Genomic DNA, 24,121 nt, shown 5'->3' with positions numbered 1-24,121 from the left:
CCGGAACCGGGCGCCTTTGCTGCTGAGCTGTGACATCCCCTAGGGGGCTTTTCGCCTCGCCCGTTCTGCGTACGTCGTTCCGTTGTGGGTACGGTGTTCGCATGGGCGCGCACACCGTGCGCACTGCGTATTCGGAGGGGCACATGGGATCAGGTGCTGGTGAACGGCTGGACGTTGCCGCCTATCGGGCCGCCGAGCAGCTGCTGCGGCACAACCGGCCCCGGCTCGTGCGGGGTGGCAGTGTCACGCCGCACTGGATCGGGGGCGGGGGGCGGTTCTGGTATCGGGTGGAGCGGGATGAGGGGGCGCGGTTCGTTCTTGTCGATCCGGCTGCCGGGACCCGTGCGGATGCCTTCGATCATCCGCGGCTCGCGGCCGCCCTCGCCGCCGCGTGCGGGCGGCCGGTCGATCCGGACGCGCTGCCGTTCGCCTCGATCGAGTACGAGAGCGCCTTCATCGCGTTCGCGGCGTTCGGCTCCTCGTGGCGCTGTCGTACGGATACGTACCGCTGCGAGCGGGACGACGCTCCGGCCGGCCAGGACGTCCTCGCGGTCCGCTCGCCCGACGGAAAGCGGGAGGTGTTCGCGCGCGGGCACGATTTATGGGCGCGGAGCGATGGCCGCGAGTGGGCCCTCACCCGTGACGGGCAGGCTCAACTCACTTACGGTACAAGCCCGTTCAGCGCCGACGTGCTCCTGCGCAAGGTCGGGATCGACCGGCTGCCGCCCGCCGTGGCCTGGTCGCCGGACTCCATGCGGGTGCTCACCCACCGAACCGATCTGCGAGGCGTCCGCGAGACGCACCTCGTCGACGCCGTGCCGGCCGACGGCGGCGCCCCCCGCCTGCTGACCCAGCGGTACGCGTTCCCCGGCGACGAGCGGGTGCCGCTCGGCGAACTCCTCGTACTCGACGTGGCGAGCGGTGAGGCGGTGGCCGCGCGGACCGAGCCGATCCTGATGCCGCTGATCTCGCCGGTCACCTCGAAGTGGGCCTGGTGGGGGGAGGACGGCGCGGCCGTCCACTACCTCGACCGCTCGCGGGATCTGCGCACCCTGCGGCTGCGACGGCTCGACCCCGCGAGCGGCGAGGTCACCACCCTTGTCACCGAGACCGGCGACACCCGCGTCGAGCCCAACCAGTTCGCGAGCGAGCCGCCGATGGTCGAGGTGCTCGCGGGCGGCGCCGAGGTGCTCTGGTACTCCCAGCGCGATGGCCACGGCCATCTTTATCTGTACGACGCGCACAGCGGCGAGGTGCGTACGCAGGTGACGTCCGGCGAGTGGTCGGTACAGGAGATCCTGCGCGTCGACGAGGGACAGAGGGTCGTCTACTTCGTTGCCGCCGGGCTGATCGCCGCCGATCCCTACCGGCGCACGGTCTGCCGGGTCGGGCTCGACGGGTCCGGCTTCCGGCGGCTGACCGAGGACGACCTGGACCATGTCGTGCAGGCCGCGGACGATCACTTCATCGACTCCGCCTCCACCACCTCGCTCCCGCCCTCCATCGTCGTACGGGACTGGGACGGGCGGGTCCTGGTCGCCCTGGAGGACGCCGACATCACGGGGCTCACCGCGACGGGCTGGACGCCGCCCGAGCGGTTCCGCGTCAAGGCCGCCGACGGCACGACCGACCTCTACGGCGTGCTCCACCGGCCGCACGGCTTCGACCCGGCCCGGCGCTACCCGGTTGTCGACCACCCCTACCCCGGCCCGCACGTCCGCCGCGTCCTGCCCTCCTTCGACGCCGGCGCGTACGGGTACGACGCCGAGGCGCTCGCCGCGCTCGGGTTCGCCGTGGTGGCCCTCGACGGCCGCGGCACGCCCGGCCGCGACAAGGCCTTCCACGACGCCTCCTTCGGTCACCTGGACGCGGCCGGCGGGCTCGACGACCACGTCGCCGCGCTGCGCCGGCTCGGCGCCGAGCGGCCCTGGCTCGACCTCGACCGGGTCGGCGCCTTCGGCCTGTCGGGCGGCGGCTACGCGACCGTGCGGGCCCTGTGCGCGTACCCGGAGGTCTACAAGGTGGGCGTCGCCGAGGCCGGCAACCACGACAACCGGCTCTACCACCTGTGGTGGGCCGAGACCTACGACGGGCCGGACCCCGGGGCGTACGCCCGCGCCTCCAACGTCGAGCTCGCCGACCGGCTCCAAGGCAAGCTGCTCCTGGTGCACGGCGGCCTCGACGACAACGTCCACCCGCAGCTCACCATGCGGCTCGTGGACCGGCTCGTCGCCGCCGACAAGGACTTCGACCTGCTGATCGTGCCGGGTGCCGAGCACATCTTCATGGGCTACGAGCACTACGTGACCCGGCGCCGCTGGGACTTCCTGGTCCGGCACCTGAGGGGCATCGAGCCGCCGGAGTACCGGCTGACCCCGGCCCCCTTCGACGTGGCGCTGCTCGGCGGGCTCTTCGGCCAGTGAGGCCGGTCCGGCGGGCGCAATGATCGGCGCCGGGTGAGCGGGCGCATGCGGAGGGTGGGAATGCGTGCCCGTTTTGGTTGAATTCCGAGCGATTTACACGGCCGCGGGCGAAGCAGGAGGCAGCCGTTACATTGCTTACGTATTACCCAAACATCGCACTCGTAGCTTTGTTGATGTCGCCGCCGCAAAGGGCCACAGACACGACATAACACACAAGCTTCACGCTTCTACGTTACGAGGAAGAGCACCCATGCGCGCCACCCGCCGTACCATCCGCACCGCCGCCATCGCCACCGGAGCCATCGCCGCTCTCGCCCTCCCGGCCGGTGCCGCCTTCGCCGACTCGCCCACCGCGCCGTCCGACCAGCAGGGCCGGCAGCAGGTGCTGCCCGGCGCCGAGGACCCGAAGCAGGACCCGAAGGACCAGGTCCTGCCCGGCAAGGACGAGTCGAAGAAGGACGACGAGAAGAAGGACGACACCAAGAAGGACGAGTCCAAGAAGGACGAGTCTGACAAGGGCGAGAAGAAGGACGAGTCCAAGAAGGATGACTCCAAGAAGGACGTTCGCTCATTCGTGAAGTCCGTCAAGCTCGCGGACGGTTCGGTCGCCAAGGTCTACAAGCTCGGCCAGAACCACTACGAGGCCGAGATCTGGGCGAACGGCAGCAAGCTCGACACCCTCGTCGCCAAGGGCGCCTCCGCCACCGGCCGGAACAACGGCCTGTACGTCGTGCTGAACCCGGACGGCACCGTCACCTCGTGGGTCGAGGGCGGCAAGAAGGACGAGTCCAAGAAGAAGGACCAGTCCAAGAAGGACGAGCGCAAGGACGAGCACAAGCACGAGCGGAAGAAGGGCGACAGGAAGTCCGACGTGATCTCCTCCGTGAAGATCACGATGCCCGACGGCCGCATGGCCAAGCTCATCAAGACCACCGACGGCCCGCGCGTCGAGATCTCCATGCCGAACGGGAACTTCCTCGGAGCCATCGACCTCAAGGACCCGTCGGCCCTCAACGACGGCTGGACCTACAAGATCGTCAATGTCGGCAAGGGTGTCTACAAGTTCGTCGTCATCGACGGCAAGAACGGTGGCAACAGCTGGGTCTTCGACTTCAACGGCAAGCTGATCGAGAAGTACACCGTCCAGAAGGACGGCAAGAAGCAGCAGCAGCCGGTGAAGACCGCCGCCGGCGTCGTGCCCAAGGGCGGCGTCAAGGCCGGTGCCGAGGGTGTCTCCGGCGCCTCCTCCGACCGGACCCCGATGATCGCCGCCGGTGGCGGTATAGCTGCCGCGGGTGCCGCGGGCCTCGGCTTCGCGATGCTGCGCCGCCGCGGCGACCAGCGCTGACGACGCCGGGTGCCGGGCAGCCCGTAGGCGGGTTGCGTACAACGGAAAAGCGGCCGGTTCCGCCCCAGGGCAGAACCGGCCGCTTCGGTACGTCCGTGAACCGGTGTTACTTCACCGGCTCGGGCTCCGGCGCGTTCTCCGCCTCGGCGGTGCCGGCCGGGTCGACCGGGGTCTTCACCGAGTCGAGGAGCAGCTGCGCCACGTCCACGACCTGGAGGTTCTCCTTGGCCTTCCCGTCGTTCTTCTTGCCGTTGACGGAGTCCGTCAGCATGACGAGGCAGAACGGGCAGGCCGTCGAGACGATGTCCGGGTTGAGGGACAGGGCCTCGTCCACGCGCTCGTTGTTGATGCGCTTGCCGATCCGCTCCTCCATCCACATGCGCGCACCACCGGCGCCGCAGCAGAAGCCGCGCTCCTTGTGGCGGTGCATCTCCTGCTGACGCAGGCCCGGGACGGCCGACATGATCTCGCGCGGGGGCGTGTAGACCTTGTTGTGACGGCCCAGGTAGCAGGGGTCGTGGTAGGTGATCAGACCGTCGACCGGGGTGACCGGGACCAGCTTGCCCTCGTCGATGAGGTGCTGGAGCAGCTGCGTGTGGTGGATGACCTCGAACTCGCCGCCCAGCTGCGGGTACTCGTTCGCGATCGTGTTGAAGCAGTGCGGGCAGGTCGCGACGATCTTCTTCGCGGACTTCGGCTTCTTGGTCGACTCGTCTTCATCGTCCTCGCCGTACGCCATGTTCAGCATCGCGACGTTTTCCTGGCCGAGCTGCTGGAACAGCGGCTCGTTGCCGAGGCGGCGGGCCGAGTCACCGGTGCACTTCTCGTCGCCGCCCATGATCGCGAACTTGACGCCCGCCATGTGCAGGAGCTCCGCGAAGGCCTTGGTGGTCTTCTTCGCCCGGTCTTCGAGGGCGCCCGCGCAGCCGACCCAGTACAGGTAGTCGACCTCGGTGAGGTCCTCGATGTCCTTGCCGACGATCGGGACCTCGAAGTCGACCTCCTTGGTCCACTCGACGCGCTGCTTCTTGGCGAGCCCCCAGGGGTTGCCCTTCTTCTCCAGGTTCTTGAGCATCGTGCCCGCCTCGGACGGGAACGCGGACTCGATCATCACCTGGTAGCGGCGCATGTCGACGATGTGGTCGATGTGCTCGATGTCGACCGGGCACTGCTCGACGCAGGCGCCGCAGGTGGTGCAGGACCACAGGACGTCGGGGTCGATGACGCCGTTCTCCTCGACGGTGCCGATCAGCGGGCGCTCGGCCTCCGCCAGGGCGGCCGCGGGAACGTCCTTGAGCTGCTCCTCCGTGGCCTTTTCATTCCCCTCCATGTCCTTGCCGCCGCCCGCGAGCAGGTACGGGGCCTTGGCGTGCGCGTGGTCGCGCAGGGACATGATCAGGAGCTTGGGGGAGAGCGGCTTGCCCGTGTTCCAGGCGGGGCACTGCGACTGGCAGCGGCCGCACTCGGTGCAGGTGGAGAAGTCGAGGATGCCCTTCCAGGAGAAGTGCTCGATCTGCGAGACGCCGTAGACGTCGTCCTCGCCCGGGTCCTCGAAGTCGACGAGCTGCCCGTTCGAGGCCATCGGCTGGAGCGCGCCGAGCGCGACGCCGCCGTCCGACTCGCGCTTGAAGAAGATGTTGGGGAAGGCCAGGAAGCGGTGCCAGGCGACGCCCATGTCGGTCTTGAGCGCGACCGTGATCATCCAGATGAACGACGTCGCGATCTTCAGGCCCGCGAAGAAGTACGTGAGGTTCTGCAGCGTGGACAGGTCCATGCCGCGGAACCAGGCGACCACCGGGTACGAGACGAAGAACGAGGCCTCGTAGCCGTCGACGTGGTGCTGGGCGCCCTCAAGGGCGTGCAGCGTGAAGATGCAGATGCCGACGATGAGGATGACGGCTTCGACGAAGTACGCCTGGCCCGTGTTGGAGCCCGCGAACCGGGACTTGCGGCCCGGCCGTCCCGGCCGGTTCAGCTGCCGGATGACGATCAGGGTGAGGATGCCGATCGTCGTCATCGTCCCGAGGAACTCGACGAACACGTTGTACGGCGCCCAGTCGCCGATGACCGGCAGGATCCAGTCGGCCTTGAAGAGCTGGCCGATGGCGTTCACGATCGTCAGGAGCAGCGAGAAGAAGCCCACCGCCACGAACCAGTGCGCGACGCCGACGATCCCCCACTTGTTCATGCGGGTGTGGCCGAGGAACTCCTTCACCACGGTGACCGCACGCCGGTAGGGATCGGCCGTGCGGGTGCCGGCCGGCACGTTCTGGCCGAGCCGCACGAAGCGGTAGATCTGCACGAGGGCACGGCCGAACAGCGCTACGCCGACCGCGATTAGGACCAGCGACACGATGATCGCGGCGAGTTGCATGAGGGGGCTCCTCGGGCCTGCGAGGTGGGTTACGGGGACGGGCCCGGACGCATTACTAAGCAGTAACTTATCCAGTCCACCTGAGCGTACCCACTTCTACCGCCGCACTGTAGCCGCGCAAGCGGTGATCTGTGTCGCTCAGCGTGCCCTTGGTCGGTGCCGGATATCCATCGTGTTATTCACCACATATGCGGACATAACAAACTAACTTGTTGTCCGCAACGTCGGTCGAACCGAATGGGTGTCCCCATGCCAGCTCCCGCCACGTACCTCGTCACCGGTGGTGCCGGATTCATCGGCTCGCACCTAGCCGATGCGCTGCTCGGCCAGGGCCACACCGTGCTCGTGCTCGACGACCTGTCCACCGGCGCCCGCGCCAACCTCGCCGCCGCCTGGTCCGACCCCCGGCTGCGCTTCGTGCGCGGCTCGGTCCTGGACGCGCGCCTGGCCGACGAACTCACCGCCTGCTGCGACACCGTGGTCCACCTCGCGCCCGTGACCGGCGCCATCGGCGCGGCCGCCCTGAGGCACGGCAGACGGCTCCTGATCGCGGCGGCGGACGGCCGCGGCGAGGCGGCCTCCGGAGCCACCGTCGTACGCCACGGCGACACCGTCGGGCCGCGGCAGTCGCCCGGCCACGCGACCCTGCTGACCCGGCTCGTGCGCCGGGCGGTCGCGGGCGATCCCCTGGTGGTGCACGGCGACGGCACCCGTGTGTGCCGCTTCCTCGACGTCGCCGACGCCGTCGACGCGCTGCTCGCCCTGCTCGACCGTCCCGGCGCGGCGGGCGCGGACTTCGACATCGCAGGCAGCGAGGAGATCACCGTGATGGCCCTGGCCGAACGCACCCTGGCCCGCAGTGGCGGCACCTCTGCCGTCCGCCACTACCCGTACGTCGTCGACCGCGTCCCGCACGAGGCGTACGCCAAGGCCGTCCGGCCCTTCGACACGGCGCCGCTGCGCGAGCTGACCGGGTGGCGGCCGGCCCGCTCCCTCGACGACATCCTGGACGCGGCGATCGCCCGGGCCCGAGCCGAAGCCCCCGTCGTCCTGCCCGGCCTCCGAGAGCCCGCCGCGTCGCCGGCCGGGCAGCACCTCGGCTGAGGGGGCGGCCGACATGCTGCACGGGCTCGCGGCCGCGACGTCGGCCGTCGTGGTGACCGCTCTGCTCGCCGCCCTGATCCGGGCCCTGATGCTGAAGTTCGGCCGCAGGGGCGGCGATGTCACCCCGCACCTGGGCGGCATCGCCGTCTCCCTCACCACCGTCGGGGTGGCCTGCGCGGGGCCGGTGCTCGACGTCGCCGAACTCGGCGAGGGGGTCGCGCCGCTGCTCGCCGCGTCCGGCGCGGTCGCGCTGATCGGGCTGGTCGGCGACCTGCGTCCGCTCGGCGTGCGGGTCCGGCTCGTGGTGGAGGCGGCCGCGGCGACCACCGTCGTCACGCTGGCCGGGCTCTCGCCGGGCGCGGGGGCGCTCGCGGTGCTGTGGATCGTCTTCGTCACCCACGCCTTCCAGCTCCTGGACAGCTCCGACGGCGCGATGGGCGCGGTCGCCGCGGTGACCGCGCTCGGCCTCGCGGTGTGCGCGATCGCCGAGGGGCACCCCGGGCACGGGCTGCTCCTGAGCGTGCTCGCCGCCGCGCTGACCGGGTTCCTGCTGCACAACTGGTACCCGGCCCGTATCCATCTCGGCGACTGCGGCTCCCTGTTCACCGGGTTCCTGCTCGCCTCCTCGGCGGTCGCCGTGCACACCCGGGAGCCCGGCGCGCAGACCTGTGCCGAACTCTTCGCGCTGACCCTCGTCGTCCTCACCGACACCCTGCTCGTCCTTGTCTCGCGGCGCCGCGCGGGCCGCCCGATACTGCGCGGCGGCGGCGACCACATCGCCCACCGGCTGCGGAAGCTGGGGCTCACCACGCAGGGCTCGGCCGTCGTACTCGGCGCCGCGGCGCTGGCCGCCACGCTCGTCGGCCTCCAGATCCACGACGGACGCATCGACCCGGTCGCGGCGCTGCCGCTCGGTCTCGTCGTGCCCGTCGCGGTCGTGCTGCTCCTGCGCGTGCCGGTGAACGGGCCCGCCTTGCGCCGCCGTGCCCCGCACGCCCGCACCCCCAACGAGAGCGCCGGCGCTCCCGTCGACCTCGCGGGGGGCCTGGGATGAACCCGTTCCGGACACTCCGGCGCGCGGCGCACGCCGCGATGCGCTGGTTCGGCATCGACGTGGGCCGCCATCACCCCGGCGACCGCGAGCTGGTCCGCCTGCTCGCCCGGTACGAGATCGACGTGGTCCTCGATGTCGGCGCGCACCGCGGCGACTTCGGCGTGATGCTGCGCGAGGCCGGCTACCGCGGCCGCATCGTCTCCTTCGAGCCGCTGCGCGAACCCCGCGCCGGACTGCGCCACCGCGCCGCCTCCGACGACACCTGGAGCGTGCTGCCGTACGCGCTCGGCGACCGCACCGGCGAAGCCATCCTGAACGTCTGCGGCGACTTCGGCCCCGCCAGCTCCCTGCTCCCGATGCTGCCCCGCCACCCCCGCACCGTGCACACGGGCAAGGCCGTCGTGGAGACCCGGCGCCTGGACGATCTCTGGGAGCAGCTCATCGCCCCCGGCGAGCGGGTCTTCCTCCATCTGGACGTGCAGGGGTACGAGGCTCAAGTCCTGGGCGGCGTCGGCCGGTTCGCGGACGAGATCTGCGGGGTGCGGATGGGGGCGCCGCTGGTGCCGCTCTTCGCGGGAGGCCGGCTCTTCGACGAACTGCTCGCGCTGGCCCGGGATCAGCTGGGCCTGACCCTGATGTCCCTCGCACCGGGCCTCACCGACCCGAACGACGGCCGGATGCTGCGGTGCGACTTGGTCCTGCTGAGGGAGGCCGCCCTCGACCGGCCGGGAGGGGTATCGGTGCCGGTGCCGGTGCCTGCGGCGCGGGCGGAGTAGGGGGTTCCCCCGCGGGCCGGTGGGGGTGCTCGCGCAGTTCCCCGCGCCCCTAGCCCGTCTTCGGCCCTGGCCTGTGCGTGGTTGCTCGCGCCCACGCGGCGGAGCCGCAGATGTCACAGCCCCGCGCCCCTAAACGTCCCTGCGGGGCGATCGGGCGCGCGGTGGCGATCGCCCCGCAGGGGCTCCTCGAAGGGGCGCGGGGAACTGCGCGAGAAGCACGCACGGCCCGCGGGTGACGGGGTTTGGGGGCGCGGGGAACGGCGCGAGCAACGCAGCACGGTCCGCGGTCGAACGGTGGTTTTTAGGGGCGCGGGGAACTGCGCGAGCAACCGCGTGCAGGCCGAGGCCGAAGGCGGGTTGGGGCCGCGGGGAACTGCGCGATCAGCCACCGGCGGCCGCCGGGACGCGACACCGGCCCCTCAAGGGCCGCGGGGAACTGCGCAAATCCGCTCACCGCCGAGGCCGCACGCGCATAAGTCGCACATAAAAGTTGAGCCCCCTCGACTCAGCTCTGTTGACCGGCCGGGGCGGATGATGCATCCTTGAGTCAGTTCCACTCAAGTAGTCAGCAGGAGGAATCGAAATGGCACGTGCGGTCGGCATCGACCTGGGCACGACTAACTCCGTCGTCAGCGTTCTTGAAGGCGGCGAGCCCACCGTCATCACCAACGCAGAGGGCGCCAGGACCACGCCGTCCGTCGTCGCCTTCGCGAAGAACGGCGAGGTGCTGGTCGGCGAGGTCGCCAAGCGCCAGGCGGTCACCAACGTCGACAGGACCATCCGGTCGGTCAAGCGCCACATGGGCACCGACTGGAAGATCGAGCTCGACGGCAAGAGCTTCAACCCGCAGCAGATGAGCGCCTTCATCCTGCAGAAGCTGAAGCGCGACGCGGAGGCCTACCTCGGCGAGAAGGTCACCGACGCGGTCATCACCGTGCCGGCGTACTTCAACGACTCCGAGCGCCAGGCGACCAAGGAGGCCGGCGAGATCGCGGGCCTCAACGTCCTGCGCATCGTCAACGAGCCGACGGCCGCGGCGCTCGCCTACGGCCTCGACAAGGACGACCAGACGATCCTCGTCTTCGACCTCGGTGGCGGCACCTTCGACGTGTCCCTCCTGGAGATCGGCGACGGCGTCGTCGAGGTGAAGGCCACCAACGGTGACAACCACCTCGGTGGTGACGACTGGGACCAGCGCGTCGTCGACTACCTGGTGAAGCAGTTCCAGTCCGGTCACGGCGTGGACCTGTCCAAGGACAAGATGGCCCTCCAGCGCCTCCGCGAGGCCGCCGAGAAGGCCAAGATCGAGCTGTCGTCGTCCACCGAGACCTCGATCAACCTGCCCTACATCACAGCGTCCGCCGAGGGCCCGCTGCACCTGGACGAGAAGCTCACGCGCGCCCAGTTCCAGCAGCTGACCAGCGACCTCCTGGAGCGTTGCAAGACGCCGTTCCACAACGTCATCAAGGACGCGGGCATCAACCTGTCCGAGATCGACCACGTCGTCCTCGTCGGCGGTTCCACCCGCATGCCGGCCGTCGCCGAGCTCGTCAAGGAGCTGACCGGCGGCAACGAGGCCAACAAGGGCGTCAACCCGGACGAGGTCGTCGCCATCGGCGCCGCCCTCCAGGCCGGTGTCCTCAAGGGCGAGGTCAAGGACGTCCTGCTCCTCGACGTCACCCCGCTGTCCCTCGGCATCGAGACCAAGGGAGGGATCATGACCAAGCTCATCGAGCGCAACACCACGATCCCGACCAAGCGGTCCGAGATCTTCACGACGGCCGAGGACAACCAGCCGTCCGTGCAGATCCAGGTCTACCAGGGCGAGCGCGAGATCGCGGCGTACAACAAGAAGCTCGGGATGTTCGAGCTGACCGGTCTGCCGCCGGCCCCGCGCGGTGTCCCGCAGATCGAGGTCGCCTTCGACATCGACGCCAACGGCATCATGCACGTGACCGCGAAGGACCTCGGCACGGGCAAGGAGCAGAAGATGACCGTCACCGGCGGCTCCTCGCTGCCGAAGGACGAGGTCAACCGCATGCGCGAGGAGGCCGAGCAGTACGCGGAGGAGGACCACCGCCGCCGCGAGGCCGCCGAGAGCCGCAACCAGGGCGAGCAGCTCGTCTACCAGACCGAGAAGTTCCTCAAGGACAACGAGGACAAGGTCCCGGGCGAGGTCAAGACCGAGGTCGAGGCCGCCGTCGCCGAGCTGAAGGAGAAGCTCAAGGGCGAGGACTCGGCGGAGATCCGCACCGCCACGGAGAAGGTCGCCGCCGTCTCGCAGAAGCTGGGCCAGGCCATGTACGCCGACGCCCAGGCCGCGCAGGGTGCGGCCCCGGGTGCCGAGGGCGCCCAGCAGGCCAAGCCCGAGGACGACGTGGTCGACGCCGAGATCGTCGACGACGAGAAGCCGCACGACGCGAAGGGCGGCGCCGCCTGATGTCTGAGGAGACCCCGGGCTTCGAGGAGAAGCCCGACGTCCCCTCCGGCGCTCAGGAAGACGCCGAGCCGAAGGCCGCCGACTCCTCCAAGGAGGGGAAGGCGGCCCCGGCCGGGGACGCGGCCAAGGAGATCGCTCTGCAGGCTCAGCTGGACCAGGCCCAGACGGCGCTCACCGAGCGCACCACGGACCTCCAGCGCCTGCAGGCCGAGTACCAGAACTACCGCCGTCGCGTGGAACGGGACCGCGTCACGGTCAAGGAGATCGCCGTTGCCGGCCTCCTGACCGAGCTGCTGCCCGTGCTCGACGACATCGGCCGGGCCCGTGAACACGGCGAGCTGCAGGGCGGCTTCAAGTCGGTGGCCGAGTCCCTGGAGACGGTCGCCGCGAAGATGGGCCTGCAGCAGTTCGGCAAGGAGGGCGAGCCCTTCGACCCGACGGTCCACGAGGCCCTGATGCACAGCTACGCGCCGGACGTCACGGAGACGACCTGCGTGGCGATCCTGCAGCCGGGCTACCGGATCGGCGAGCGTACGATCCGCCCCGCGCGGGTCGCGGTGGCCGAGCCCCAGCCGGGCGCGGCAGCCAAGGAAGAAAAGTCGAGCGACGAGGAGAGCGGTGGCCCCGACAAGGGCTGACGCAACGGTCATTGAAGAAGTGATCGTCCGGGAGGAGGGACGTCGATGAACACGAAGGACTTCGTCGAGAAGGACTACTACAAGGTTCTCGGCGTCCCCAAGGACGCCACCGACGCAGAGATCAAGAAGGCCTACCGCAAGCTCGCCCGCGAGAACCACCCCGACGCCAACAAGGGCGACGCCAAGGCAGAGGAGCGCTTCAAGGAGATCTCCGAGGCCAACGACATCCTCGGCGACCCCAAGAAGCGCAAGGAGTACGACGAGGCGCGCGCCCTGTTCGGCAACGGAGGATTCCGGGCCGGTCCGGGCGCGGGCGGCGGCAGCTTCAACTTCGACCTGGGCGACCTGTTCGGCGGGCAGCAGCCGGGCGGCGCAGGGGCCGGCGGCTTCGGCGGCGGGCTCGGCGACGTGTTCGGCGGCCTGTTCAACCGGGGCGGCGCGGGTGCGGGAACGCGCAGCCAGCCGCGCCGCGGGCAGGACCTGGAGTCCGAGGTGACGCTCAGCTTCACCGAGGCGGTCGACGGGGCCACCGTCCCGATCCGGCTGTCCAGCCAGTCCCCCTGCAAGGCCTGCTCGGGCACCGGCGACAAGAACGGCACGCCCCGCGTGTGCCCGACCTGTGTCGGCACCGGCCAGGTCTCGCGCGGCTCGGGCGGCGGCTTCTCGCTGACCGACCCGTGCGTGGACTGCAAGGGCCGCGGCCTGATCGCGGAGAACCCGTGCGACGTCTGCAAGGGCAGCGGCCGGGCGCGTTCCTCGCGCACCATGCAGGTCCGCATCCCGGCCGGGGTCAGCAACAACCAGCGCATCCGGCTGCGCGGCAAGGGTGCGCCGGGCGAACGGGGCGGTCCGGCGGGCGACCTGTACGTCGTCGTCCACGTGGACGCGCACCCGGTGTTCGGCCGCAAGGACGACAACCTCACCGTCACCGTGCCGGTCACCTTCACGGAGGCCGCCCTCGGCGCCGAGGTCAAGGTGCCCACCCTCAGTGGCCCGCCGGTCACCCTGAAACTGCCCGCGGGCACCCCCAACGGCCGTACGATGCGGGCCCGCGGCAAGGGCGCGGTCCGCAAGGACGGCACCCGGGGCGACCTCCTGGTCACGGTCGAGGTGACCGTGCCGAAGGAATTGGACGACAAGGCCCGCGAGGCCTTGGAAACCTACCGCGAGGCGACTGCGGGCCAGGACCCGCGGGCAGAACTGTTCCAGGCCGCGAAGGGAGCATGAGATGGACCCCCGCCAGCGTCGAAACCCGTACGAGTTGAACGAAGAGACGCCGGTGTACGTCATCTCGGTGGCGGCCCAGCTCTCCGGCCTCCACCCGCAGACCCTGCGGCAGTACGACCGCCTCGGCCTGGTCTCGCCCGACCGCACGGCCGGGCGCGGCCGGCGCTACTCGGCCCGCGACATCGAACTGCTGCGTACGGTGCAGCAGTTGTCGCAGGACGAGGGCATCAACCTGGCGGGCATCAAGCGCATCATCGAGCTGGAGCACCAGGTCGCAGCCCTCCAGGCCCGGGTCGCCGAGCTGTCCTCGGCGGTCGAGGGCGCGGCCGTCGCCATGCAGCAGCGCGAGGCCCAGGTGCACGCCTCCTACCGGCGGGACCTGGTCCCGTACCAGGACGTCCAGCAGGCCAGCGCGCTGGTCGTCTGGCGCCCGAAGAGGTCGTCGCAGTAGCTCGCGGCTCCGGCTTCCGTACGCGTGCGACAAGGCCCGCTGTCCCCTCCGGGGGCGGCGGGCCTTTCCGCGCTCGGCGATCACCCCCCGATCACTCGGCGATCACCGTGAACGCGGGGCCCGATGGGGATAAGGTCATCGGGCTCGGTGGCAGGGAGGCGGGGGAGAGCATGTCTGAGCAGGTGGCGCATCCGCATGGCGCGGACCGGCTGTGCGCGGCCGGGGAACGGGCGTACGCGGACGCGCTGCGCGCCGGACGCCTCTCGCGCGAGGCCGCGGGCGACGCCACCTGCCTGATCGACCTCGGGCTCCTGCACCCCGACCCGGGCGCCCTCGAATGGCTCCTGCCGACCTCCCCGCAGGCCGTGATGGCGCGGCTGCTGCGCGGCATCCACGAGGACATCGCGGCGAGCCAGGCCCGAACGGGCGTGGTGGCGGCGGCATTCGAGCGCTTCGCCGCCCTGGACGCGCCCGCGCCGGCCGGCACCGAGGCCATCCGCGTCCTGGACGGCATCCCCCGCATCAACGCGGCCATCGACGACGCGATCGCCGGCTGCGCCACCGAGGCGCTCACCATCCAGCCCCGCGGCATCCGCCCCGAGCACGTCCTGTCGCAGGCGCTGCCGAGGGCTCTGGACATGGTGGGGCGCGGGGTGCGGATGCGCACCCTGTACACCCACGTGGCCCGCTACGGCACCGGTCTCGCCGACTACCTGCACCAGCTGGAGGGCCGCGCGGTCGAGGTGCGCACCCTCGACGAAGTCACCGACCGGCTCCTCCTGTTCGACCGTACGGTGGCGATCATCCCGGCCGCCGCGGACGACAGCAGCGCCCTGGAGCTGCGCCATCCGGCGCTCGTCGAGTACCTCGCGACCGTCTTCGAGCGGCTGTGGCGGCTCGCGGTGCCGCTGACCGAGGCCGTGCCCGCGGCCACCGACATCGAGGGCGTCACGCACCGGGAGCGGGTCATCGCGGCGCTGCTCGCTGAGGGCCACCAGGACGCGGTGATCGCGCAGCGGCTCGGCATCAGCGTGCGCACCTGCCGCCACCACATCGGCCGCCTCGCCGATGTGCTCGGCAGCAGCAGCCGTACCCAACTCGGGGTCCGCATCGCCCAGTTGGGTCTGGATGCGCACCCTCGGTAATCCAGGGCGTACGCAACATGCGGACATGTCGAGCTTTATTCCACCTCCAGTTGATGCAGTGCAGCAACATGATGGTGGTGGCCCGGCGGCTCCGGATGCATCGTGGTGTCCAGTATGAACAGCTCAACTCACGGGGACGCAGGGCCGGGGGGCGGCGAGGTGGACGCCGCTGCCGTGGCTCTGCTGGTGCGTGGCATCCACGACGGCCTGGCCGACACGCGGCACCGCGCGGGCCGGATCGCCGAGGCCTTCGAGCGGTACGCGTCGATCGGCCCGCGCGCCCCGGAACCCTGCGCGGCGGTCCGGGTGCTCGACGGGTTCGACGAGATCGACGCGGCCATCGCCGCGGCCTCGGCCGCCTGCACCACCGAGATGCTGACCGTGCAGCCCGACGGGATCCGCTCGCCGAGCATCCTGGCGCACGCCTCGACGCGGGACCCGGCCCTGGTGGACCGCGGCGCGCGGATGCGCACCCTGTACACGCACGTCGCCCGCTACGGGCACGCCCTGACCGCCTACTTGGAGCGGCTCGGCGACGGCGCCGAGGTGCGCACCCTGGACGAGGTCACCGACCGGATGATGGTCTTCGACCGCACGGTGGCGTTCCTGCCCGCCAACCCCGAGCGCACCAGCGCCCTGGAGCTGCGCCAGCCCGCCCTCGTCGCCCACCTGGTGACGGTCTTCGAGTGCCTGTGGAACCGGGCCGTGCCGCTCGCCGAACCCGTACCGGCCGCGACCGGTATCACCGGCATCACACACCGGGAGCGGGTCATCGCGGCGCTGCTCGCCGAGGGCCACCAGGATGCGGTCGTGGCGCAGCGGCTCGGCATCAGTGTGCGCACCTGCCGCCACCACATCGGCCGCCTCGCCGAGGCGCTCGGCTCCTCCAGCCGCGCCCAGCTCGGCGTCCGCATCGCCCGGGCCGGCCTCGGTGGCCCCGCGCACCCGGTCGCCCCGCGGTGACGGCTTCAGGCGTCCTGGTCCAGGATGCCGGACTGTGCGATGAGGAAGCCGAGTTGGGCCCGGCTCCCGCTGCCGAGCGCGGCCGCCAGCTTGGCGATGTGCGCGCGGCAGGTGCGTACGTTCATGCCGAGGCGGCGGGCGATCGCCTCGTCCACGTGGCCCTCCACCAGGAGCTTGGCGATGGAGCGCTGGACGCCGGTGATGCCGGCCGTCTCCAGGTGGTAGGGCACCTCGTCGTCCCAGGGGGTGGCGTACTGCCAGAACTGGTCGAAGACGCCCACCAGGTACTGCACGAGCCCCTCGTGCCGCAGTTCCAGGGCGACTTGGCGGTCGCTGCGCGCGGGGATGAAGGCGACCTTGCGGTCCATGATGATGAGCCGGTCGATGATCTCCTCCAGGGTGCGCACCTCCAGTCCGTACGGTGCGATCCGTTCCACGTAGCCGATGGTGGCGGAGTGGTGGCGGGCGGTGTGCTGGTAGAGGGTGCGCATCTCGACGCCGCGGGCGAGCAGCGGCTCTATGCGGCGCAGCCCCGCCTCGAAGCTCTCGGGCCTGCGGCCGCTGCCGGGCTGGATGACGAGCAGTTCCTCGGTGCACTCGTCGATCACGCGGTCGAGGGTCGCGTTGATGAGTTCCAGGCCTTCGAGGACCGTGATCGCGTGCGTGCCGGTGGTCGCGGGCGTCGCGATCGACATGAACGGCTCGAAGGTGTGGGCAAGGGCGACCGACTGCTTTCTGCGCTCCTGGATCTCGCGTTCCAGCGGCTGGGTCAGCAGGTTGAGCACCACCGTGGGCGGAACCGGACGCAGCAGCTGGGCGTCGTCGGGGTCGGGGCGCAGCAGGGTGAGGTCGACCAGACACGGGGCGGAGTCGGCCTCTGAGCGGGTAATCCCGCCTGTACGCAGGGCAAGGGCGTACAGAGCCGTTCCTGTCTCGCACAGATCAACTGGGCCGTGATCGTGTCCTATGTGCCCTTGTTTCAACCTAGTTGCACCCCCCTCATCCTTTTGAATTACAGGAACATGATGCCTGGCTGCGCTGGTGCAAGTGGCCGGAGTGGGCCATCGTCGTATCCGCGGGGGGAGGTAATGATCAAAAGAGGTGGAGATCGGCCATGAGCAGGATGGTTCGAGCACTAAGCACGACAGCCGTTGTGGCGGCTGCTCTCTGCGCTCTCTCGGCGCCTGGGGACGTCACTTGGGAGACCCACCCCGCGAAGTCCTCAGCCACGACCGCAATGGACGTCACCTGGGAGATCGCACCGAAGGTCGCGGCGATAGGTACGGATGTCACCTGGGAGTCCGCCCCTAAGGGTGCTGTCGCATGAGCTTCCCGCCCGACGACCGCACCTTCCGTCGCGAAATGGCCACGGCCTACCGCTCGGGGTGGCACTTCATCGACCTCGCCACAGCAGTTCCTTTTCGTGGCGATTCGTTGATGGTCACCCTGCTCGGTGAGCCGATCCTGATCGCCCGTGAGGACGACGAGGACGTCCGTGCCTACCGGTGCCTGCGCCGGCCGCGCGGGGCACCGCAGCCCATTCGCTGTGTTGTCCGGTACGGCATGGTCTTCGTGAATCTCGACCAACGTGACCACCAGCTTTTCGAGTCGGAGGCTCAACCCGATTCATCCACCGCCACCCCCCGCAGTGCCTGACGCGATCCCCCGTCGTTGTACATCGCGCAGGTGCTTCCCCCACACAGCGGCGCCATCGTGGACCTGAACACGGTGGCGCCGCTGTGCTGTCCGGGTACGGACGGCCACCGGCTCAGGTGTTGCCCATCGCCCTGGTCAGCCTGATCTCGATCAGCACCCGGTCCGGGTTCGGGGCCGGGGTCCGCTGGTAGCGCACGGCATAGCGCTCCACCGCGTCCGCGATCAGCCCGGGTTCCGTGCGCACGACCGCGCGGCCCTCCAGCGTCGCCCAGCGCCTGCCCTCCAGCTGGCAGAGCGCGACCCGGGCGCCCGCCGGGTCCTGCGCGAGCGCCGCCAGGACGTTGGCGACCTTCCGGCTCCCCTTGTTGGTGATGATCCGTGCGAGCCCCGCCTCCGGGTCGTACGTCGCCCCCACCGGCACCACGTGCGGCGAGCCGTCCGGCCGCTGCGTCGTCAAGGTGCAGATGTGGCGCTCGCGCCAGAAGCTGAGATAGGCGTCGTCGGGCTTGCGTACGTCTATGGCCATGGCCAAGCAACCTAGCCCTCGCCCTTCCTTCACCACACCTTGAGCGGAATAGGCTCAACTTTGTGTACGTTGGAAGTGTCATAGGTGGTGAAGCCATTGCCAAGGCGTACGACGAGGAGGAGCGAACGCACGTGGATGCCGAGCTGACGAACAAGAGCCGGGACGCGATCAACGCCGCGAGCAACCGGGCCGTCGCCGGGGGCCACCCGGATCTGACTCCCGCGCATCTCCTGCTCGCGCTCCTGGAGGGCCAGGACAACGAGAACGTCATCGACCTGCTGGCCGCCGTGGAGGCGGACCAGGCCGCCGTGCGCTCCGGCGCAGAGCGGCTCCTGGCCGCGCTCCCGAGCGTGACCGGCTCCACCGTCTCCCCGCCCCAGCCCAACCGCGAACTGCTGGCCGTCATCGCGGACGCGGCCCAGCGCGCCAAGGAGCTGGGCGACGACTACCTGTCCACCGAGCACCTGCTGATCGGCCTCGCGGCCAAGGGCGGGCAGGCCGGTGAGATCCTCTCCCAGCAGGGGGCGAGCGCGAAGAAGCTCCTTGACGCGTTCGAGACGAGCAGGGGAGGGCGCCGGGTGACCACACCCGACCCGGAGGGTCAGTACAAGGCACTGGAGAAGTTCGGTACGGACTTCACGGCGGCCGCCCGCGAGGGCAAGCTCGACCCGGTCATCGGCCGGGACCAGGAGATCCGCCGGGTCGTCCAGGTGCTTTCCCGGCGTACGAAGAACAACCCGGTGCTCATCGGCGAGCCCGGCGTCGGCAAGACCGCCGTCGTCGAGGGCCTCGCCCAGCGCATCGCGAAGGGCGACGTGCCGGAGTCGCTGAAGAACAAGCGGCTGGTCTCGCTGGACCTCGGCGCGATGGTCGCGGGTGCGAAGTACCGGGGCGAGTTCGAGGAACGCCTCAAGACCGTCCTCTCCGAGATCAAGGAGAGCGACGGCCAGATCATCACGTTCATCGACGAGCTGCACACCGTGGTCGGCGCGGGCGCCGGCGGCGACTCGGCGATGGACGCGGGCAACATGCTCAAGCCCATGCTGGCGCGCGGCGAGCTCCGCATGGTCGGCGCGACCACCCTGGACGAGTACCGCGAGCGCATCGAGAAGGACCCGGCCCTGGAGCGACGCTTCCAGCAGGTCCTGGTCGCCGAGCCGAGCGTCGAGGACACCATCGCGATCCTGCGCGGGCTCAAGGGCCGCTACGAGGCGCACCACAAGGTGCAGATCGCGGACGGCGCCCTGGTCGCGGCCGCCACCCTCTCCGACCGGTACATCACCTCGCGCTTCCTGCCCGACAAGGCCATCGACCTGGTCGACGAGGCGGCGTCCCGGCTCCGTATGGAGATCGACTCCTCGCCCGTCGAGATCGACGAACTCCAGCGCGCCGTCGACCGGTTGCGCATGGAGGAGCTGGCGCTGAAGAACGAGACCGACGCCGGCTCGCTCCAGCGCCTCGACAAGCTCCGCAAGGACCTCGCCGACAAGGAGGAGGAGCTGCGCGGGCTCACCGCACGCTGGGAGAAGGAGAAGCAGGGCCTCAACCGGGTCGGTGAGCTGAAGGAGCGGCTCGACGACCTGCGCGGCCAGGCCGAACGCGCCCAGCGCGACGGCGACTTCGACTCCGCCTCCAAGCTCCTGTACGGCGAGATCCCGAGCCTGGAAAGGGAGTTGGAGGAGGCCGCCGAGGCCGAGGCCGAGCAGGAGAAGTCCAAGGACACCATGGTCAAGGAGGAGGTCGGCCCGGACGACATCGCGGACGTGGTCGGCGCCTGGACCGGCATCCCCGCCGGGCGCCTGATGGAGGGCGAGACGCAGAAGCTGCTCCGCATGGAGGGCGAGCTGGGCAAGCGCCTCATCGGCCAGTCCGAAGCGGTGCAGGCCGTCTCGGACGCGGTACGCCGCACCCGGGCCGGAATCGCCGACCCCGACCGGCCGACCGGATCGTTCCTCTTCCTCGGCCCCACGGGCGTCGGCAAGACCGAGCTCGCCAAGGCCCTCGCCGACTTCCTCTTCGACGACGAGCGGGCCATGGTCCGCATCGACATGTCGGAGTACAGCGAGAAGCACAGCGTGGCCCGCCTGGTCGGCGCGCCTCCCGGCTACGTCGGCTACGAGGAGGGCGGCCAGCTCACCGAGGCCGTCCGCCGCCGCCCGTACTCCGTCGTGCTCCTCGACGAGGTGGAGAAGGCGCACCCCGAGGTCTTCGACATCCTGCTCCAGGTCCTCGACGACGGCCGCCTCACCGACGGCCAGGGCCGCACGGTCGACTTCCGCAACACCATCCTGATCCTGACGTCCAACCTGGGCAGCCAGTACCTGGTCGAGCCCGCGACCAGCGCGGACGTCAAGAAGCAGCAGGTTCTGGAAGTGGTGCGGGCCTCCTTCAAGCCGGAGTTCCTCAACCGGCTCGACGACATCGTGGTCTTCTCCGCGCTCACCAAGGACGAGCTGTCCCACATCGCCGGGCTCCAGATCGACCGCCTGGCCAAGCGCCTGGCGGACCGCCGGCTCACCCTGGACGTCACCCCCGAGGCCCTGGAGTGGCTGGCCGACGAGGGCAACGACCCGGCGTACGGAGCGCGCCCGCTGCGCCGCCTGATCCAGACCGCCATCGGCGACCGGCTCGCCAAGGAGATCCTGGCGGGCGAAGTGACCGACGGAGACACGGTTCGGGTCGACCGATTCGGGGAGGGGCTGATCGTGGGGGCCGCGAAGTAGGGCCGCATCCCGCCACCCGGTCCCGATTCGGTCAGCCCGCAGCGGATACCCGGGGGCGGGGGTTGCCACCCCTGCCCCGGCATGGGGGAGGATGACCGGAACCGTACGAAGGAAGATTCACGATGAGCATCGACCCGTCCTCGATTCCGAATTTCGGGGCTCAGCAGGGCCCGCAGTCCGGCGGTGCGCCGACCGGGCCCGTCGTTCCCGACCAGGACCTGGTGAAGCAGCTCCTGGACCAGATGGAGCTCAAGTACGTCGTGGACGACGAGGGCGACCTCGCCGCGCCGTGGGAGGATTTCCGTACGTACTTCATGTTCCGCGGCGAGGACGACCAGCAGGTCTTCTCGGTGCGGACGTTCTACGACCGGCCGCACAGCATCGACGACAAGGTCCAGATCCTGGAGTCGATCGACGACTGGAACCGACGCACCCTGTGGCCCAAGGTCTACACGCACACCCACGACGACGGCACCGTCCGCCTCATCGGCGAGGCGCAGATGCTGATCGGCACCGGCGTCGCCCTGGAGCACTTCGTGTCGTCCACCGTGAGCTGGGTCCGTGCCTCGATCGAGTTCGACAAGTGGCTCCTTGAACAGCTCGGCCTGGAGAAGGACGTCGAGGGCGGCGGGGGCGACGAGGCGGGCGAGTCCGACTCCGAGTGACCCTTCGGGTGATTCACAGCGCCATGGTGGCCTGCGTCAGCAGATAGGCCCCGTAGCTGAACGAGAGCCCGGCCAGGGCGACGGTCACCGCGACCGCCGCCCGGGGCCGGGCTTTCGTCAGTGCGAGCGCGAGCGGGACGAGCAGCGGGAACGCGGGCAGCAGGAAGCGCGGCTTGGACTCGAAGAACCCCGCCCCGCCGACCGTGATCAGCACCAGGATGGCCGTGTAGATCAGCAGGGGCACGGGCGGCCGGTCCAGGGCGAACAGCACGAACAGCACCACCATCACCGCGGTCAGCAGCGCCGCCATCGTGAACCCCAGGTCGTACGGGGCCGTCGCGAGCCTCTTGACGAACTCCAGCGTGCCCGCGCCGAAGTCGAACCGGGACGTCCAGCCGGCCTGCACCTCGAAATAGCCGCCGAGCACGTCGTCCTTGCGCACCCCGACCCACAGCACGTAGCCGCACCAGCCGAGCGGCGCGAGCAGCACCCCCGCCCAGGGCCGCCAAGAACGCCGCTCACCGCGCCAGATCGCGTACCCCGCCGCCGCCATCACCGCCGCGGTCACCGCGACGGCGTTCGGCCGGGAGAGCCCGGCGAGCAGCGCGAGCGAGCCCGCCCACAGCCAGCGCCGCTCCAGGACCGCCCACAGCGACCAGGCCGCGAGCGCCGTCATGACGGGCTCGGTGTACGCCATCGTCAGGACGACGGAGTGCGGAAGCAGCCCCCACAGCAGCACGAGCAGGGTGCCCACCGGGCGGCCGTACAGGCGCTCGCCGATCAGATAGATCCCGGGGGCCGCGGCGGCCGCCGCCGTCCACGAGACGATCAGGCCCGCGGTGCCGCCGGTGACCGGAAGGACGGTGGTCACGGCGCGGATCAGGCCCGGGTAGAGCGGGAAGAACGCCAGGTCGCTCTGGACCGAGCCGTCCGGCCAGGACAGGGTGCGGCCGTAGCCGTGGGCCGCGATCCGGGCGTACCAGTCGGCGTCCCAGGAGGTCGCGAGCCGTGCGCGGGGCGAGACCCCCCGGTGCCAGGCCGCCGCCGCGACCACCAGGAGCCCGGTCAGCCGCGCGGCCGCGAACAGACCCAGCGCGGGGGCCGCCCGGCGCAGCGCGCCGGTCCAGGGCGCGGCGCTCGTGATGCTCCCTGCCCGGCGGCCGCGGGCAGGAACGGTGATCTCGGCGGACAGGGGACACCTCCGGTCGCGCGTTGGTCGTTCACACCGACCATCAGCGCGGATCCGGCTTCCCGCGACCGGTGCGCCCCCGACCGGGGAGAACTCCGCCCACCCGGCGGCACCCCTAGCCCGCGAGCGCCTTCAGCCGGGTGACCGCCTCTTCGAGGACGGCCGTCTGCTTGCAGAAGGCGAACCGGACGAAGGGGGCGCCCTCTTCGCGGTGGTCGTAGAAGACCGCGTTGGGGATCGCCACGACGCCGGCGCGTTCGGGCAGCGCGCGGCAGAACGCGAAGCCGTCGCTCTCGCCGAGGGGGCGGATGTCGGTGGTCACGAAGTACGTCCCGGCCGGCCGGAACACCTCGAACCCGGCCGCTGCGAGCCCCGCGCTCAGCAGGTCCCGCTTGGCCTGGTGTTCCGCGCGGAACCCGTCGAAGTGGGAGTCCGGCAGCCGCAGTGCCTCGGCCACCGCGTACTGGAAGGGCCCCGAGGCCACGTACGTCAGGAACTGCTTGGCCGAGCGGACCGCGGCCACCAGCTCGGGGGCCGCCGTCACCCAGCCGACCTTCCAGCCCGTGAACGAGAACGTCTTGCCCGCCGAGCCGATGGTGACCGTGCGCTCGCGCATGCCGGGGCAGGAGGCGAGCGGGATGTGCTCGGCGCCGTCGAAGACGAGGTGCTCGTACACCTCGTCGGTGATCACCAGGAGGTCGCGCTCGCAGGCCAGCTCGGCCACCGCGGCGAGTTCGGCGCGGGTCAGGACCGTGCCGGTCGGGTTGTGCGGGGTGTTGAGGAGGATCAGCCGGGTGCGCGGGGTGACGGCGGCGCGCAGCTCGTCGAGGTCCAGGACGAATCCGCCGCGGGGTCCTTCGGAGGGGCGCAGGGTGACCGGGACGCGGGTGGCGCCCGCCATCGCGATGCACGCGGCGTACGAGTCGTAGTACGGCTCCAGGGCGATGACCTCGTCGCCCGGTTCGAGCAGCGCGAGCAGGGAGGCGGCGATCGCCTCCGTGGCGCCCGCGGTGACCAGGACCTCCGTATCGGGATCGAAGGCCAGACCGTAGAAACGCTGCTGGTGCTCGGCGATCGCGGTGCGCAGTTCGGGGACGCCGGGGCCCGGCGGGTACTGGTTGCCCCGGCCGTCGCGCAGGGCGCGGACCGCGGCCTCCCGCACGGCCTCGGGGCCGTCGGTGTCGGGGAAGCCCTGGCCGAGGTTGATGGATCCGGTCCGCTGGGCGAGGGCGGACATCTCGGCGAAGATCGTCGTCCCGAACTCGGCGAGGCGGCGGTTGAGGAGTGGGCGCGCGCTGGAGGTCATGACCGCCATCCTGCGGGCAACCTCTGGAGTTGCTCAAGTGTGCTTTGGCCGACGGCGGCCGGGGGCATTCCCCCACCACGCGGGACAACGGGGGACCGCGGCACGAAAGGACG

19 protein-coding genes are annotated in these 24,121 nt (G+C 70.5%); 14 read left to right on the top strand and 5 right to left on the bottom strand.

Features of this window, described 5'->3' with window-relative positions; translation table 11 throughout:
* Nucleotides 1-143: 143 nt before the first annotated feature.
* Nucleotides 144-2,423: a S9 family peptidase gene (locus IE206_RS30260; protein ID WP_189967669.1), complete on the top strand. Its 2,280-nt coding sequence runs from the start codon at nucleotides 144-146 to the stop codon at nucleotides 2,421-2,423.
* Between the two features lie 250 nt (nucleotides 2,424-2,673).
* Complete coding sequence (locus IE206_RS30255; RefSeq protein ID WP_189967667.1) at nucleotides 2,674-3,771, top strand: hypothetical protein; 1,098 nt, start codon at nucleotides 2,674-2,676, stop codon at nucleotides 3,769-3,771.
* Between the two features lie 106 nt (nucleotides 3,772-3,877).
* On the opposite strand, the gene IE206_RS30250 is transcribed toward IE206_RS30255, so the two are convergent.
* Entirely contained in the window at nucleotides 3,878-6,145 is a 2,268-nt protein-coding gene (locus IE206_RS30250; RefSeq protein ID WP_189967664.1) for a (Fe-S)-binding protein, read from the bottom strand.
* Nucleotides 6,146-6,394: 249 nt separating this feature from the next.
* Here IE206_RS30250 and IE206_RS30245 point away from each other — a divergent pair, with 249 nt between their 5' ends.
* From IE206_RS30245 to IE206_RS30205, 9 genes are all read left to right on the top strand, one after another.
* Nucleotides 6,395-7,249 carry an NAD-dependent epimerase/dehydratase family protein gene (locus IE206_RS30245; RefSeq protein ID WP_189967662.1) on the top strand — a complete coding sequence of 285 codons (855 nt, stop codon included), beginning with the start codon at nucleotides 6,395-6,397 and terminating at the stop codon, nucleotides 7,247-7,249.
* Between the two features lie 13 nt (nucleotides 7,250-7,262).
* Nucleotides 7,263-8,303 carry an MraY family glycosyltransferase gene (locus IE206_RS30240; RefSeq protein ID WP_189967660.1) on the top strand — a complete coding sequence of 347 codons (1,041 nt, stop codon included), beginning with the start codon at nucleotides 7,263-7,265 and terminating at the stop codon, nucleotides 8,301-8,303.
* Complete coding sequence (locus IE206_RS30235; protein ID WP_189967658.1) at nucleotides 8,300-9,079, top strand: FkbM family methyltransferase; 780 nt, start codon at nucleotides 8,300-8,302, stop codon at nucleotides 9,077-9,079. The genes IE206_RS30240 and IE206_RS30235 overlap by 4 nt, the downstream gene beginning before the upstream one ends.
* A 583-nt stretch (nucleotides 9,080-9,662) precedes the next feature.
* Entirely contained in the window at nucleotides 9,663-11,519 is a 1,857-nt protein-coding gene (gene dnaK, locus IE206_RS30230; protein ID WP_189967656.1) for a molecular chaperone DnaK, read from the top strand.
* Entirely contained in the window at nucleotides 11,519-12,157 is a 639-nt protein-coding gene (gene grpE, locus IE206_RS30225; protein WP_189967654.1) for a nucleotide exchange factor GrpE, read from the top strand. The genes dnaK and grpE overlap by 1 nt, the downstream gene beginning before the upstream one ends.
* Nucleotides 12,158-12,202: 45 nt before the next feature.
* The gene (gene dnaJ, locus IE206_RS30220; RefSeq protein WP_189967652.1) at nucleotides 12,203-13,384 is read left to right on the top strand and encodes a molecular chaperone DnaJ; all 1,182 of its coding nucleotides are present in this window, start codon (nucleotides 12,203-12,205) and stop codon (nucleotides 13,382-13,384) included.
* A 1-nt stretch (nucleotide 13,385) separates the two neighbouring features.
* Nucleotides 13,386-13,835, top strand: coding sequence for a heat shock protein transcriptional repressor HspR (locus tag IE206_RS30215; RefSeq protein ID WP_189967650.1), 450 nt, complete (start codon nucleotides 13,386-13,388; stop codon nucleotides 13,833-13,835).
* A gap of 170 nt (nucleotides 13,836-14,005) precedes the next feature.
* A complete protein-coding gene (locus IE206_RS30210) occupies nucleotides 14,006-14,980 on the top strand; it encodes a helix-turn-helix transcriptional regulator (RefSeq protein ID WP_189967648.1) in 975 nt (324 codons plus the stop codon).
* Nucleotides 14,981-15,094: 114 nt separating this feature from the next.
* Complete coding sequence (locus tag IE206_RS30205) at nucleotides 15,095-15,943, top strand: helix-turn-helix transcriptional regulator (RefSeq protein WP_189967646.1); 849 nt, start codon at nucleotides 15,095-15,097, stop codon at nucleotides 15,941-15,943.
* 5 nt (nucleotides 15,944-15,948) lie between these two features.
* Here IE206_RS30205 and IE206_RS30200 read toward each other — a convergent pair whose 3' ends face one another.
* The gene (locus IE206_RS30200) at nucleotides 15,949-16,926 is read right to left on the bottom strand and encodes a helix-turn-helix transcriptional regulator (protein WP_226600132.1); all 978 of its coding nucleotides are present in this window, start codon (nucleotides 16,924-16,926) and stop codon (nucleotides 15,949-15,951) included.
* Between the two features lie 340 nt (nucleotides 16,927-17,266).
* Between IE206_RS30200 and IE206_RS30195 the strand changes: the two genes are divergently transcribed.
* The gene (locus tag IE206_RS30195; protein WP_053726447.1) at nucleotides 17,267-17,599 is read left to right on the top strand and encodes a Rieske (2Fe-2S) protein; all 333 of its coding nucleotides are present in this window, start codon (nucleotides 17,267-17,269) and stop codon (nucleotides 17,597-17,599) included.
* Between the two features lie 112 nt (nucleotides 17,600-17,711).
* Here the strand turns inward: IE206_RS30195 and IE206_RS30190 are convergent, their stop codons facing one another.
* On the bottom strand, nucleotides 17,712-18,125 hold the full coding sequence (locus tag IE206_RS30190) for a pyridoxamine 5'-phosphate oxidase family protein (protein WP_189967644.1): 414 nt from the start codon (nucleotides 18,123-18,125) through the stop codon (nucleotides 17,712-17,714).
* Between the two features lie 131 nt (nucleotides 18,126-18,256).
* On the opposite strand from IE206_RS30190, the gene clpB reads away from it, so the two are divergent.
* A complete protein-coding gene (gene clpB, locus IE206_RS30185; RefSeq protein ID WP_189967819.1) occupies nucleotides 18,257-20,848 on the top strand; it encodes an ATP-dependent chaperone ClpB in 2,592 nt (863 codons plus the stop codon).
* A gap of 122 nt (nucleotides 20,849-20,970) precedes the next feature.
* On the top strand, nucleotides 20,971-21,513 hold the full coding sequence (locus tag IE206_RS30180; RefSeq protein ID WP_189967642.1) for a type III secretion system chaperone family protein: 543 nt from the start codon (nucleotides 20,971-20,973) through the stop codon (nucleotides 21,511-21,513).
* Between the two features lie 13 nt (nucleotides 21,514-21,526).
* Here the strand turns inward: IE206_RS30180 and IE206_RS30175 are convergent, their stop codons facing one another.
* Both IE206_RS30175 and IE206_RS30170 read right to left on the bottom strand, forming a co-directional pair.
* The gene (locus IE206_RS30175; protein WP_189967817.1) at nucleotides 21,527-22,657 is read right to left on the bottom strand and encodes a putative hexosyltransferase; all 1,131 of its coding nucleotides are present in this window, start codon (nucleotides 22,655-22,657) and stop codon (nucleotides 21,527-21,529) included.
* Between the two features lie 160 nt (nucleotides 22,658-22,817).
* The gene (locus IE206_RS30170; RefSeq protein WP_189967640.1) at nucleotides 22,818-24,017 is read right to left on the bottom strand and encodes a pyridoxal phosphate-dependent aminotransferase; all 1,200 of its coding nucleotides are present in this window, start codon (nucleotides 24,015-24,017) and stop codon (nucleotides 22,818-22,820) included.
* Between the last annotated feature and the right edge of the window lie 104 nt (nucleotides 24,018-24,121).

It is taken from the genome of Streptomyces violascens, from assembly GCF_014649955.1.
GTDB classification, from domain to species: Bacteria; Actinomycetota; Actinomycetes; order Streptomycetales; family Streptomycetaceae; genus Streptomyces; species Streptomyces violascens.
Note: the sequence above shows the minus strand (reverse complement) of the source record. Positions and strands in the feature narration are given on the sequence as shown.